Raw genomic sequence first — 14,197 nt, 5'->3', positions numbered from 1 at the left:
GATTTTTTGGATTTCAGCAATATTAACAGTCAAAACTATATATCAAAAATAAAATATTTTAATTACAATCAATAAGCAAAAATGAACTATTGTAAATAAAAATAACTTAGGCTAAAGCTCTCCTCGCTCCTGCCTGATACCCACGCTAAATATTCACGTCAACTTACTTATTAAAATAGTGTATGGCTTGGCCATGAGAATACTTACTGAGAATATTATCCATTAGCCAGCCTCAAGATTAGAAAATTTAATTTTACAAGACTAATACAGCTAATATTTGCAACGTTGGTACTATTGTACAACCAGGGTTACATTTAGACATATTTTCGGATGTGGTGAGCCTAACAGAGAATCGAGCAGTCAGATCTACTGCTGCTTGAGACGCAAACTTGTATTACATTTAGCTTTCAAAGACTTGTTGCTCTTTGTATGTAACAGAAGCCAGCCAGAGTGCATAAATGTTAGGATTGCCACAGAGAGAGAATAGCGTGCATAGAAGGAAAAAAAACTGAATGGCAGAAGTTGAAAAGTCAATATCCTTTGATGGACGGGATATTCGACTGAAGTTGGGCCTACTAGCTCCCCAGGCTGGTGGGTCGGTTTTGATAGAATCAGGGGACACAGCTGTTTTGGTCACAGCTACGCGATCAGAAGCCAGAGAAGGCATTGATTTTCTTCCCCTGACCGTAGATTACGAAGAAAGACTTTATGCAGCAGGTAGAATTCCTGGTGGGATTATGCGTCGGGAAGGTCGTCCACCAGAAAAAGCGATTCTCACTAGTCGTCTTATAGACCGTCCTTTACGTCCTCTGTTCCCTTCATGGTTGCGGGATGACCTGCAAGTTATCGCCTTAACTCTATCAATGGATGAGTTAGTGCCACCTGATGTCTTAGCAGTCACTGGTGCTTCAATAGCTACCCTGATTGCCCAAATTCCCTTTAACGGGCCAATGGCAGCCGTGCGGGTGGGCTTAGTAGGAGATGATTTTATTATTAATCCTACCTATGCAGAAATTGAAGCTGGCGACTTAGATTTGATTGTGGCTGGTTCACCAGATGGCGTAATCATGGTGGAGGCAGGAGCTAATCAGCTGCCAGAGCGAGATATTATCGAAGCGATTGATTTTGGCTACGAAGCAGTACGCGATTTAATCAAAGCACAACTAGATTTAATAGCAGAACTGGGTCTGGAAATAATTAAACAAGCACCTCCAGAGGTAGACCAGACGCTAGAAAATTATATTCGCGATCGCGCCAGCAGCGAGATTAAGAAAATTCTGGCTCAATTTGAATTAACTAAACCAGAACGTGATGCAGCTTTAGATGTAGTTAAAGATACAATCGGAGCCGCGATCGCTGAACTACCAGAAGAAGATCCAATTCGCGTTGCTGCCACTGCTGACCCTAAAGCACTAGGCAAAACTTTTAAAGAGATCACCAAATACTTCATGCGCCGTCAAATCGTTGAAGACAACGTGCGCGTTGATGGTCGCAAGCTAGATGAAGTACGCCCTGTTTCTTGTCAAGTTGGTGTTTTACCAAAGCGCGTTCACGGTAGTGGTTTATTCAACCGTGGGTTAACTCAGGTTTTATCCAACTGTACCCTTGGTACTCCTGGAGATGCCCAAAACCTCAATGATGACCTGCAAACAGACCAATCCAAACGCTACCTACACCATTACAACTTCCCACCCTTCTCCGTTGGCGAAACCAAGCCCATGCGTGCGCCTGGTAGACGCGAAATTGGTCACGGGGCTTTAGCAGAACGAGCAATATTGCCCATCCTGCCACCCAAAGAACAATTTCCTTACGTGATTCGGGTCGTATCGGAAGTACTTTCTTCAAATGGTTCCACCTCAATGGGTTCAGTCTGCGGTTCCACCCTCGCCCTCATGGATGCTGGTGTACCAATCATCAAACCTGTGAGTGGTGCGGCTATGGGTCTGATTAAAGAAGGTAATGAAGTCCGTGTCTTAACTGATATTCAAGGCATTGAAGACTTCCTCGGCGACATGGACTTTAAAGTTGCTGGGACAGATACCGGGATTACTGCCTTACAAATGGATATGAAAATCTCTGGTCTGCCTTTAGAAACTATTGCCCAAGCTGTTCACCAAGCCAAAGAAGCGCGGTTGCACATTTTGGAGAAAATGCTGCAAACTATCGACCAACCACGCACAGAAACATCGCCTTACGCTCCACGTTTGCTGACGATTAAGATTGATCCAGACATGATTGGTTTAGTCATCGGCCCTGGCGGTAAGACAATTAAAGGTATTACCGAAGAAACTGGCGCTAAAATCGACATTGAAGATGATGGTACAGTTACCATATCTGCTGTTGATGAAAGCAAAGCCAAGAAAGCGCGGAACATCGTCCAAGGAATGACACGTAAGCTGCATGAAGGGGATGTCTACGCCGGACGCGTAACTCGAATTATTCCAATTGGTGCATTTGTGGAATTCCTACCCGGTAAAGAAGGTATGATCCACATTTCTCAACTAGCTGACTATCGCGTTGGCAAAGTTGAAGATGAAGTAGCCGTCGGTGATGAAGTGATTGTCAAAGTGCGTGAGATTGACGGTAAAGGACGGATTAATCTCACACGCTTAGGTATCCATCCAGATCAGGCAGCTGCGGCGCGCGAAGCTGCGGCAGTGAATCGATAAAAATCGATTTGGGATTTTAGATATTTTCTAAAATCCGCGATGCCTTTGTTATAGGCATCGCCGTAGCTTCTCTAAAAGTTTTGTGCAAGTCATAGAAACCGCATGAAGACATTGGCGGTTAAATAGATAAAAATAGATTTAAGTTGGGTGGATAATCAGTTAGTAAGTGAACGTGATTAACTGTGCCACCAATAGCAATTACTTTGCATCCTAAATCTGAACATTGTTTAGCGATCGCTGCATCAATAATCTCATAACTACGGAAAGCTATATTTGCTTTTTTCCCCAAGTGCAAAAAGCCTTTTTTGCTGCTAATTGCCCAATTTTTTGGCTTTCTTGAATAAATGAGAGTTCTCATGGGGCATTAGTGGAGTCATAATTTCTACTTTTCCATTGTCATAGGCAAGTCGATAATTTCTGTGATTGCCCATATCTGCCAGCATAGCTTTGAATGTCTGCCAGCTAATATTGTTCAGCAGGGTTCTTGTTTCTGCGAGTGAAGCTGTTGTTAACATAGCTAGCACTTTTTAATTTATAATTTTTAGTCTTCTAGTTTTATCTATAACATTTGTCATGACTATCGTTACTGATGTGCTATGGCAATCATTGTAGGAGATTCAAACAAATCTATTGCCTATTGACTGACTACACCAGTATGTTCAGTAATCTAACCGAATTCCTATACAAGTAATCATAATGAGCTAAATTGTCCGATTTTTTCAGATGATTACAGCAAAGTTTTGATAGCGTTAATTTGTAATTTCAGCCGTTTGGCTCTTCAACAAATTATTAAAGCCCCCTTTTGTCAGTTTGTCGATTTACGCTAAGTTTGGTAAATAAAAGAAATAGACTGCATTGTTTGCGTTTATCCCACACTTGATATACAGCATTGTGAGTACAAAACGTTTGCCAGAAACTACTGCCCATGTCAGAATTACCCGCCAATCCTGGCAACACGGCTTTCTTGAAGGCGAAGTCAGCGCAGGTGACTTTGAATGGCATTTCCAGTGGCATTTCCGCCGTGGAGAGCTTTCTGTGAAGCCTTCCCAAGGTCGGGCTTTAATCAAAGAACCGCTTGGTCGCTTCTTGGAAAAACAAGATTATCAGCTGGAACCAGGAGGAGACTATGCTTTTACTATTCGGGCAGAACTATAATCAATTAAATAATTCTTTGTAAGTATTTTTCTCTAGCGTTAACTATTAATTGATTCTGTCAAGCGATTTAAATATCTTTCAATTAACAGAATTGCCACAATATCATCGATTGGTCTTGGTGGTTGCCGCATCCCTTTTGGTAATAGTTTTGTTAGCCCTTGAGGTGGATACATCTGCCAATAGCGATCGCGCGCTTCTAAAGTAGAATAACGCTCATCTACTAGCATAATATTTAATGGTTGCACTAATTCTGCTTGTAGCTGCTGTTTCCATCGCTTTGCTGTGGTTTGATTACCCATCACGAGTAAGGAAATGGGAAACTTCTGCCTTAATGTTTCTATAATGGCGATCGCATCTTGTGCAGGCACAACCTGATGATAATGTAGTTTGCGATCTAATCCCATCACAGCTAAACCACACTTATCTTTACCAGGATCGAAGCCGAGAATGACTGGTTGAGTTGGCGAGAATTCATTTAAGGTCATATTAAACTTTTGCCCGTTTCCCGTTCCCTGTTTTTTGGAAAATTTTACGTACTGAAAATAACTGTGCCGTTTTGAATAGCTATTAACCTGACTCGTAAAGGCCCTGCTGTGTAAGTGTCTTCTGCGGCTACTGCTTTAATATCTAAAGGCTGGTCTGATTGTCTTAGCTGATTAACAAATCTCAGAAAAGTCCCATCTATTTGTACACTTTCGACAATTCCAGCATTCCGCGCCCGAAATTGCGAAGCAGATATCAGCAAATCTAGTCTTTGCCGCAGCTGATAAGATGTCATGGTTCGAGGGTCTGCGGTAGTGGTAGCTAGGACTTCGCCGCCTGCAAAGACTAATACATTACGCGCAGCATCTGCAAAAAATTCTATCTGTTTTTCCCCTCTAACATAATTGCCAGCCGAGAAAATTCGCACCACGTATTCTCGACCATCACTTACCTGTTTAATCAACTGCTCAACTCTTTCTGGAGGAACGCGCAGTATTTGGGTATTTTGTGGGGTTGCGCCAGGTTCAGTTAATTGGAAAAGGGCATTTTGGTTAGCGTCTCCTAAAAGTTGCAAGATTGCCTGACGCGCCGCGACAGCTTGGTTAACTTGAATAACAGCACCTGCCAAAACTTGACCACGAACCACAGCCAGCTTGCCCAAACGCAGGTCTTGATAAGACTGATAGTATTTTTCTAGTCTTGCTACTTCCTGTTCTAAATCATCCTGTTGTTTTTCTAATTCTCTGAGGCGAGATTCTCTTGTGGCAATTACTTTCTCTCGTGCAGCAATGTCTAGATTGCGATTTTGAATGAGGTTATCTAGTTGGGCAATTTTGCGATCGCGTTGTTCAATAATTTCTTGGCGATTGGCAAGTTCTCTATCTCTTTTTATAATTGCTGTTTTGGCTTCATCAATTGCTTTTTTGGCTTCAGCATATAGCCTGCGTCTTTCTGCCTCTAATTGGCTGACAGCTGCCTGTAATGCCTGTCTTTGGTTATAAACGTTTTGCAGTTCTGATCTGGCTTGTTGATACTGCGTTGCTACTTGATTTAACCGCCCTTGAGTGCGTTGTAGTTGCGCTTGAGTTTGGGCTTGGCGGCTAATGGTCTGGTTAAGTTTTGCTTGGGTTTCCCTTTGTTTGGCGTTAGCCGCTTGTAATGATTTATTTATTACCTGTAAGTCTTGCTGTGCCTTGGTTTGCTCTTTTCTCGCTTGGTTTAGCTCATTCTCTACCTGACTTTTTTGCGCTTCTGCGGTTTTCAGTTGTTCGCGTTTGTTTCTTAGGTCTTTTTGAATATCTTCTAACTCAAAAACACCCTTACGCAAACCTTCATCAGCCGCAAATAAAATTCCTAAGGTCGATGCTGAAATTAAACCACCTGTAAAAATAGTTACCACTACAGCCGTATTTTTTGGGCGTAGCTTAAATAATGAGAGGCGCGCTTTGCCAACGCGTGTGCCAATGCGATCGCCCACGGTGGCAATTACGCCTCCCAGAATTAAAATTGCTGCAATGAGGATGTACCCGGTGGTCATCTTCAACTACCGAAATGGTTCCAGATACAGCCTACTACTTTCGACCATTGTCTGTGGAGGATAGATGATTGGCAATAGCTGATCTTAATCAATTTTAGATTTACCTCTAGCTATGAGTATTAACTGCAAAAACAAACGTAATACTTGCCAACTCCTCTACCTCCAATTGGTTTTAAGTGAACTGCCTACTTAAGCTAACAGGTTTATGCACAGTAATCTTCTTTTTGTGAATAGAAATCATTTTCTTTTCACGTAAATCACCAAGTAATCTAGTGACGGTAACGCGAGTCGAACCAATTGCCTCTGCGATCGCTTGATGAGATAGCTTGAGATCAATTGTGATGCCATCTGCACAAGGAACACCAAAATCACGACAAAGAATTAATAAAAAACTCACCAATCTGGAACCCATATCTCGGTGAGCTAGAGTTTCAATCATCATCTCTGTCTGCAAAATCCGCGAAGACAGACCCCGCAGCATTAGCATTGACAATTCTGGATTTTCCTTGAGTGCTTGCTCTACTTGTTCAATTGGTGCTGACAGCAATTCTACAGGAGTAAATGCAACAGCGTGGTAAAACCTATCCGACTTATTTCCCGTCAGCAAAGACAACACACCAAAAACACTATTTTCCCGCAACAGTGCTACCGTTATTTCTTCTCCTGCTTCGTATACCCTGGAAAGTTTTACAGCACCCTTAAGAAGAAAATAAACTCGTTCAGCAGGATCGCCCGGAAAAAAGATCGTTTTATTTCGTTCAAACGTTTCCACAACAGGCGGAAACGCGCCAGTTGCCATCTGACGAAAAACATTTGCTAGGGCTTTATCTTGTGTCACGATCATCTCCCTTCCCCTACCCAATGCCGGAAAAACTAAGAAACTAATTACCTAAGAATACACCTGAAAAATGAATAAATCACCGTCAACCTTTCTGTACTTTCCTATACTCAAATACTCAACTTGAGGCTGATTTGTTCATAATGATACATAATTTTTCACTGTTTTAGCTAGTAGTTGTTATAAGTACTTACAAACTCCTATCTATCAGGTTTTTTGCAAAAAAATTTACGAGATCTTGAGAATATCTTCAGGAATTGCAGACAATTTTTTTAAACAGGAAACATATCTCCTAAATATTATTTTTACAAATCCTGTGCCAAACAAAGAAAAACAGGCCTCAGATTCTAGTATCCTCCTAAGAGGATGTCTGAAAAGTCCCTGATGATACACTAAGCAGTTGAAGTATTCTAAATTCCCTGAAAAAATTTAGACTTCCGTCTGCAATACTCTCCTGTAAAAGGGAACCTAAAGGATCAACAAAAATATTGGATACTGCTCAGGCATCCTGATCATGATTGATTTCGTTAACAATTTGTATGCTGAATCTGACTGGAAAGAACGCCCTTGTTACAGGTATTGCCAATAATCGCTCTATCGCATGGGGTATTGCTCAACAACTGCACGCAGCCGGAGCGAATTTAGGTATTACTTACCTACCTGACGAACGCGGCAAGATGGAAAAAAAAGTCGCAGAATTGGTAGAACCTCTCAACCCCAGCTTATTTGTTCCCTGTAATGTCCAGAACGACGAACAAATTAACTCTACCTTTGAAGCGGTGCGTGACAAGTGGGGCAAGTTAGATATCCTCATCCACTGTCTGGCGTTTGCTAATAAAGATGATTTAACTGGAGGATTTAGCCAAACTTCCCGTTCTGGTTTCAATACAGCTTTAGAGATTAGTACTTATTCTTTAGTACAGTTAAGTGGCGCGGCTAAATCTTTAATGACAGAAGGCGGTAGCATTGTCACCTTGACGTATCTTGGTGGTGTTAGAGCTGTTCCTAATTACAACGTTATGGGAGTAGCCAAGGCAGGCTTAGAAGCGAGTGTGCGTTATTTAGCCGCAGAACTAGGCCCTCAAAATATTCGCGTCAATGCCATCTCAGCTGGGCCAATTCGGACTTTGGCATCTTCAGCAGTCGGCGGAATTTTAGACATGATTCATCATGTTGAACAAGTAGCACCCCTGCGGCGTACAGTAACGCAACAAGAAGTGGGTAATACTGCGGCTTTCTTGTGCAGTGATTTAGCCAGTGGTATTACCGGGCAAGTTCTGTACGTGGATGCAGGATATGAAATTATGGGAATGTAATAAGATTTGGGGAGTAGTGAGTGGTGAGTAGGGAGTGGTGGCTCCACTGTTTTATCTTCTACTCCCTACTCCCTATTCCCTACTCCCTAGTTAACTATGCAAATCAGCGATACTTCTAGCAAAGATTCTATTCTGCACCAAGTTTCTCTTACCACGGCTCGTATTGCCTCTGTTCACCGCGTTACTGGTGAAACTGATGTGCAAGTAACTATCAACTTGGATGGCACAGGAAAATGTACTGCTGCAACTGGTGTGCCTTTTTTAGATCATATGTTGCATCAAATTTCATCCCACGGTTTGATTGATTTAGATATCAAAGCTAAGGGCGACTGGGAAATTGATGACCATCACACTAACGAAGATGTCGGCATTACTTTAGGTCAAGCTTTGCATAAAGCGTTAGGTGATAGAAAAGGTATTGTCCGTTTTGGGAATTTTTTAGCACCTTTAGATGAAGCTTTAATTCAGGTGGCGTTAGATTTTTCTGGAAGACCCCACCTTAGCTACGGCTTGGAAATTCCCACACAACGAGTCGGCACATATGATACTCAGCTAGTAAGGGAATTTTTTGTGGCATTAGTGAATCATAGCCAAATCACACTGCATATTCGCCAACTAGATGGCATTAATTCCCATCACATTATTGAAGCAACATTCAAAGCTTTTGCCAGAGCTATGCGGATAGCGATTGAAGTTGATCCTCGTCGTGCTGGGACAATTCCTAGTTCTAAAGGTGTTTTATAAAGCTGAGTCTGGCTTTGAGTAGCAGCTTATATAAAATTTGGTACGTTGCGCTACGCGACAACATACCCGACTGGCGGCTATAACATTGCTAGGTATTAACTGAAACTAATATGAAATCTGTTGTAGATACTCCTGAATCTCAATCACAACCTATTAATGTTCCGCCAGTTGTTTCAACCTTTGATTTGCGAAAAGTATACCGCAGTGGCTTTTGGCTGAATCAAAAAGTCGTATCTCTCAAAGGCTGTTCTTTGACAGTTTACCAGGGGGAAACTTTTGGGCTACTGGGGCCGAATGGTGCTGGTAAGACTACTTTATTAAAGCTGTTGCTAGGAATTATCCGTCCAACTGGGGGACGGGGGTTATTGTTTGGTAAGCCATTAGGCGATCGCCAAATTAAACAAAGCATCGGCTATCTGCCAGAAAACCCTTATTTGTACGATTATTTGACTGGTTGGGAATTTTTAGAGTTAGCGGCTGGACTCTTCCAGATTCCCAGAAATATACAGCGCGATCGCATTCCGCAACTTTTGGAATTAGTGGGTTTACCTGTTGCTGACGCACGTAAAAAACAAATGCGTCGTTACTCTAAGGGAATGCTACAGCGTGTCGGTATGGCGCAAGCGTTAATTAATGACCCCGCACTGATATTTCTCGATGAACCGATGTCGGGACTCGACCCTCTGGGACGCTACCAAATGCGAGAAATCATTTTAGGGTTGAAAGCCGCAGGTAAGACTATTTTTTTCAACAGCCATATTCTCAGTGAGGTAGAGCAAATTTGCGATCGCATTGCTATCCTCTCTAAAGGTGAATTAATTTGTTCTGGTTCTCTCAATGAATTATTAGGTAGGAGTAACGCTTACCATATCAAGGGTAAAGGTGGTGATCAAGAAATTCTCCACAAATGGATACCTAACCTTGTATTTAGCCATGATGGTTCTTGGCAAGGAACGCTACAAGAAGATTACTATGATTTTCTTGATAGTCTTCGCTTAATGGAAGGTCATATTATTTCTCTAGATTTATCTCGTCATTCCTTAGAAGACTTTTTTATTGAACAGCTAGAAAAACAAAAACTCTCAGTGAACTAAATTGGTGAAAATTGAAATTTTTATAACTCCGACTTTTTAAGAAGTTGGTGTTATTGTTATTTGTTAGACTGTCAGAATTTTTACTAGCTTTAAGCCAGATAAAAAATTAACATTTTACAGTTAAATTAAGATATTATCTAATGACAAAACACTTACAAAAAAAGAATTTTAAGCCTGTTGCTTGTTGTCTGTTGCCTGTTGCCTGCCATACTTTCAATCTCAGCTTAATTAACTGTAAATTTTAGATCTAAGTGCAGATAACTTTAACTTAACTTTATTAAAAATTCAAATGCAATAAACAATTATGCTTCCGGAAAATAGTATCCTTCTGGGAAAATAAAATATGTCGGGAACCGAGATACTTAAGTATAGTCAAGATTAAAATGTTTAGACAGTACTTTGCCGATCGTAGTCTCAGAGTCTAAGGGAAATATGCTTAACACAGGTTTATGGAAATCCCTCACCCAGCCAATGATGGGTGTGGCTTTTTGTTCGGCTATTAATTTAGCTGTGTCGCCCGTCAGCCTAGCTCAGGGACAACCAGTATTACCAAAATTACAACCAGTTATACCAACGTCAAAACCAGTATCACCAACTAGGCAAAGAGTAATACAACCGCCACTACAGGTATCACCAACAGCACAACAATTAGATACCAATTACACCTTAGGAGGCGGCGATCGCATACGTGTTAACGTATTTGAAGTACCCGAATACACCGGCGAATATCAAATTCCTCCTGGTGGCGCAATTAATTTACCTCTAATAGGCAGCGTCCCAGTTTTAGGCTTAACAACTGAACAAGCTGCTGATGAAATTGCTAGAAGATACGCCCGCTATTTAAAACGTCCTTTAATATCTGTCAACTTATTATCACCACGCCCCATTAATGTCTTTGTTGCTGGAGAAGTTACACGACCGGGATCTTACACTCTTAACTTGAGTGGCGGTGCAGGAGATAACCCCGGCGTACAATACCCAACTGTATTAGCAGCATTAACTACGGCTCAGGGTGTGACTTTAGCAGCCGATGTTTCTCAAGTACAAGTACGGCGTAAAATCGGGCGAGGTGGAGAGCAAATAGTTAACCTCAACTTGAAAGATGCTGTACAAACAGGTCAGGTAGGGCAAGATATTACATTACGGGATGGAGATACCATCTTTGTACCTACAGCAACTAACTTTAACAAAGCTGAAGCACGAAATTTAGCAGCAGCTAACTTTGCAGCTAATCCTACCGCACCGCGAACTGTTGCTATTATCGGTGAAGTAAATCGTCCTGGTTCGTATGTTGTTTCAGCAGCCGGTGGTGGAGAAGGAGCCGCAGCTGCTGCTCCTGGAGGTGGTTTACCTACAGTCACCAGAGCGATTCAATTAGCAGGTGGAATCACAGGACAAGCTGACATTCGCAACCTAAAACTCCGCCGACCCACTAGAACTGGTGGTGAACAAACTATTGATGTGAATCTCTGGCAGCTACTCCAAAGTGGTGATATTGATCAAGATATCATTGTGCAGGACGGAGATACGCTGATTATTCCCACAGCTACAGATCTCACCGCCGCAGAATCTACCCAATTAGCTAATACAACTTTATCTCCGAACACAATTCAAATAGGTGTGGTCGGTGAAGTGAAAAGACCAGGCGCGACCGAACTTAAGCCCAATAGTTCTTTAAACCAAGCGTTGCTGGCTGCTGGTGGGTTTAATGATGCTAGAGCTAGTAGAGGTGCTGTAGATTTAATTCGGCTGAACCCCGATGGCTCTGTTACTAAACGTGTCGTCAAAATAAATTTGGCTGATGGAATTAACGAAGAGACTAATCCCATTCTGCGGAATAATGACGTTGTAGTAGTTAGCCGCAATGGTGCGGCCAAGACTGGGGATTCTCTGGGTACCATCTTCGCGCCTTTCGGGCTTCTCAGGGGTTTCCTCAGCATCTTCGGACTTTAATTTAAGATACAGCTAAATCTTGGGGACAATAAGCAATGTTTATTCGTCCCCATAGCTGGTAATCTTTTGGTTCCCAGAAAATGGCAGTTTCTTTGCAGTCTCAATTTCGCCAAGATCCTTGCAAGCTCTCCCGCCTGCAAGGATTATTGTTTAGTTTGTGCCTTGTTTTGGGTTGGGGTATATACCTGCTACTAATGAATATCAAACCTTGGTTGAATTTAGCCTTGAAGTAAATCTGCTAATAGCTAAGGTGATTATTACCGCAAACGAGGATGAAACTTAAATATCAAAAAACTTTTTAACCCTGTCACCCTTCGGGTGACGCTCTTAAAGCCACTTGCTTTATATCGGTGAACCCTTTCACAGCAGTAGCTCACCAATCACCTATCCTCTGTCACCTACCATAAATTCCTTGCCAGTATGTTATCAAGGTGGTTTAATAGCGATCGCATTCTGTCAATCTGTTCGTTTGCACAAAACGTTGCAAATGTAACATAGATGTAGATTCTGTTAGTGAGTGTTGAGAAAAGCAAAAACTAGAGACATTAGACTAAAAGGTAGGACAAAATACCATATCCTTAACACTAAATTCTCTCAAAACTTAAATAGGAGCATCTATGGAGCCAATTATTGCTATAGTCTTAGCACTTGTCGGCTATGCATTAGGATCTGCCAAGATTATTAATGAAGGAAATGAAGCCCTAGTTGAACGCTTGGGTCAGAAACATCGTACTCTGAAGCCAGGGTTGAACTTTATTGTGCCTTTTGTGGATCAAGTTGTGATGGAAGATACCACAAGAGAGCAGATTTTAGACATCAAGCCTCAGAAAGTAATCACTAAAGATAACGTTTACTTAGAAGTTGATGGTGTTGTCACCTGGCAAATTACCAACATGGAGGACAGCTTTTATAAAGTTGAGGATATGCAAGTGGCTTTAGCCAACCTTGTCACCGTTGAACTCCGTGCTCACATTGCCGAGAGAACCTTGTCGGAAACTGTTTCTGCTAGGAATCAAATGAATCAATCGCTGTTGCAGATTGTTAATGACACCAGTCAAAAATGGGGAGTGAAGATTATCCGGGTAGATATTCAAAGCATCACACCCCCAGAAAGTGTGCAAAGGTCAATGGCTGAACAACAAGCGGCTGAAATTAGAAAGCAAGCAGCTATTTCCGAAGCCGAAGGAGAACGACAAGCTGCAATTAAGAGAGCCGAAGCAACGAAAGAGTCAATTCGGATACTTTCGGAAGCTGTCACTGCTAAACCCGAAACTAGAGAAATTCTCAGGTATTTGGTAGCGCAAGAACAATTAGAAGCAAGCCATAAACTTAGTGCTAGTACCAATGCCAAAGTAGTCTTTCTTAACCAAGGACTATCGGAAGGAGCGTTAGATCAAATGCTTGGTGACACCGTAGGTATAGAAACTGAAAGTAGTAAATCTGATAATGGCACTGTGTAGTTTTAACTATGCCGAAACAAAACATCAGCCACTAGCGATACTTCACGCATTTCTTTAACATCGTGAACTCGCAGGATATCAGCACCGTTAGCAATAGCAGCACAACAAGCCGCTGCTGTTCCCCAAACTCGTGCTTTCGGTTCTGGTTGATTTAAGATGCGACCAATAAAACTTTTGCGAGATGCTCCTACTAAGATAGGGCAATTAAGTGCTGAGAGCGATCGCAACTCGCGCAAAATCTCTAAATTCTGCTCATAGTTCTTAGCAAAGCCAATCCCAGGATCAAGAATAATTTTCTGGTGTTCAACGCCTGCGTTAATTGCTACAGTAATTTGCTTTGTCAAAAAATTAGAAATCTCACCCAACAAATCCTGATAGTTAGTCATCTGTTGCATTGTCTGTGGCGTTCCCTTGATATGCATCAACACTATTGGCACATCCAGGCTGGCAACTGTTGGCAACATATCAGGGTCAAATGTACCACCAGAAATATCATTAACGATATCTGCCCCAGCTTCTATTGCTGCTTTTGCTACAGCAGATCTAGTTGTATCTACAGATATGGGTACTGTCATTTCAGAGCGAAGAATCTCTATAACAGGAATTACTCGCTCCAGTTCTTCCTCAAGGGTAATTTGCTCTGCCCCTGGTCGGGTCGATTGCCCACCAACATCAATAATGTCAGCACCAGCAGCTACCATTGCCCATGCTTGAGCTAATGCAGCAGAAGTATTATTAAAATCGCCACCGTCGCTAAAACTATCAGGCGTTACATTTAAAACACCCATCAAATAAGTACGTTGTCCCCAATTGAAACAACGCTCTCTAATTATTAAATTATCGGACATATAGAACCCATTTGACATCTTAGGAAGAACCTGCAAGCCTCTTAATCATGAGCCTGATGAAGCAGAGGTTGAGTTTGGCAGTGGCACTAGCTAGAGTTCG

General features: G+C 41.9%; 12 protein-coding genes and 1 pseudogene. 7 read left to right on the top strand and 6 right to left on the bottom strand.

Going from position 1 to position 14,197, the window contains the following annotated elements:
* Nucleotides 1-512: 512 nt before the first annotated feature.
* Nucleotides 513-2,669, top strand: a complete 2,157-nt coding sequence (locus tag H6G76_RS27335) for a polyribonucleotide nucleotidyltransferase (RefSeq protein ID WP_190708187.1) — start codon at nucleotides 513-515, stop codon at nucleotides 2,667-2,669.
* A gap of 118 nt (nucleotides 2,670-2,787) precedes the next feature.
* Here H6G76_RS27335 and H6G76_RS37320 read toward each other — a convergent pair whose 3' ends face one another.
* Complete coding sequence (locus tag H6G76_RS37320) at nucleotides 2,788-3,027, bottom strand: transposase (protein WP_242056537.1); 240 nt, start codon at nucleotides 3,025-3,027, stop codon at nucleotides 2,788-2,790.
* Nucleotides 3,014-3,184 (bottom strand): annotated as a pseudogene (locus H6G76_RS37315) (Uma2 family endonuclease); the annotation flags it as partial. The pseudogene H6G76_RS37315 and the gene H6G76_RS37320, both read right to left, overlap by 14 nt.
* Nucleotides 3,185-3,560: 376 nt before the next feature.
* On the opposite strand from H6G76_RS37315, the gene H6G76_RS27325 reads away from it, so the two are divergent.
* Entirely contained in the window at nucleotides 3,561-3,824 is a 264-nt protein-coding gene (locus H6G76_RS27325) for a DUF3146 family protein (protein WP_190691661.1), read from the top strand.
* 38 nt (nucleotides 3,825-3,862) lie between these two features.
* On the opposite strand, the gene H6G76_RS27320 is transcribed toward H6G76_RS27325, so the two are convergent.
* The 3 genes from H6G76_RS27320 to ntcA form a co-directional block, all read right to left on the bottom strand.
* Entirely contained in the window at nucleotides 3,863-4,309 is a 447-nt protein-coding gene (locus H6G76_RS27320) for a pre-16S rRNA-processing nuclease YqgF (RefSeq protein ID WP_190708185.1), read from the bottom strand.
* A gap of 44 nt (nucleotides 4,310-4,353) precedes the next feature.
* Nucleotides 4,354-5,844, bottom strand: coding sequence for a DUF3084 domain-containing protein (locus H6G76_RS27315; RefSeq protein WP_190708183.1), 1,491 nt, complete (start codon nucleotides 5,842-5,844; stop codon nucleotides 4,354-4,356).
* A 172-nt stretch (nucleotides 5,845-6,016) separates the two neighbouring features.
* Nucleotides 6,017-6,688, bottom strand: a complete 672-nt coding sequence (gene ntcA / locus H6G76_RS27310) for a global nitrogen regulator NtcA (protein ID WP_015113299.1) — start codon at nucleotides 6,686-6,688, stop codon at nucleotides 6,017-6,019.
* 533 nt (nucleotides 6,689-7,221) lie between these two features.
* Between ntcA and fabI the strand changes: the two genes are divergently transcribed.
* The 5 genes from fabI to H6G76_RS27285 all read left to right on the top strand — a co-directional run bounded on the left by fabI (nucleotide 7,222) and on the right by H6G76_RS27285 (nucleotide 13,249).
* Complete coding sequence (fabI, locus tag H6G76_RS27305; protein WP_190708182.1) at nucleotides 7,222-7,998, top strand: enoyl-ACP reductase FabI; 777 nt, start codon at nucleotides 7,222-7,224, stop codon at nucleotides 7,996-7,998.
* A gap of 96 nt (nucleotides 7,999-8,094) precedes the next feature.
* Nucleotides 8,095-8,742 (top strand): imidazoleglycerol-phosphate dehydratase HisB, encoded by a 648-nt coding sequence (gene hisB / locus H6G76_RS27300; protein WP_190708180.1) that lies wholly within the window; start codon nucleotides 8,095-8,097, stop codon nucleotides 8,740-8,742.
* A 110-nt stretch (nucleotides 8,743-8,852) separates the two neighbouring features.
* Complete coding sequence (locus H6G76_RS27295; RefSeq protein ID WP_190708178.1) at nucleotides 8,853-9,836, top strand: ABC transporter ATP-binding protein; 984 nt, start codon at nucleotides 8,853-8,855, stop codon at nucleotides 9,834-9,836.
* A gap of 432 nt (nucleotides 9,837-10,268) precedes the next feature.
* A complete protein-coding gene (locus H6G76_RS27290) occupies nucleotides 10,269-11,789 on the top strand; it encodes a polysaccharide biosynthesis/export family protein (RefSeq protein WP_190708176.1) in 1,521 nt (506 codons plus the stop codon).
* 617 nt (nucleotides 11,790-12,406) lie between these two features.
* Nucleotides 12,407-13,249 (top strand): SPFH domain-containing protein, encoded by an 843-nt coding sequence (locus H6G76_RS27285; protein WP_190708175.1) that lies wholly within the window; start codon nucleotides 12,407-12,409, stop codon nucleotides 13,247-13,249.
* 2 nt (nucleotides 13,250-13,251) lie between these two features.
* Here the strand turns inward: H6G76_RS27285 and folP are convergent, their stop codons facing one another.
* Nucleotides 13,252-14,097: a dihydropteroate synthase gene (folP, locus tag H6G76_RS27280; protein ID WP_190708172.1), complete on the bottom strand. Its 846-nt coding sequence runs from the start codon at nucleotides 14,095-14,097 to the stop codon at nucleotides 13,252-13,254.
* Nucleotides 14,098-14,197: the final 100 nt, after the last annotated feature.

The sequence above is a fragment of the Nostoc sp. FACHB-152 genome, from assembly GCF_014697475.1.
In the GTDB taxonomy this organism is placed as follows: Bacteria; Cyanobacteriota; Cyanobacteriia; order Cyanobacteriales; family Nostocaceae; genus Nostoc_B.
This window is presented reverse-complemented; position numbering and strand designations above follow the sequence as displayed.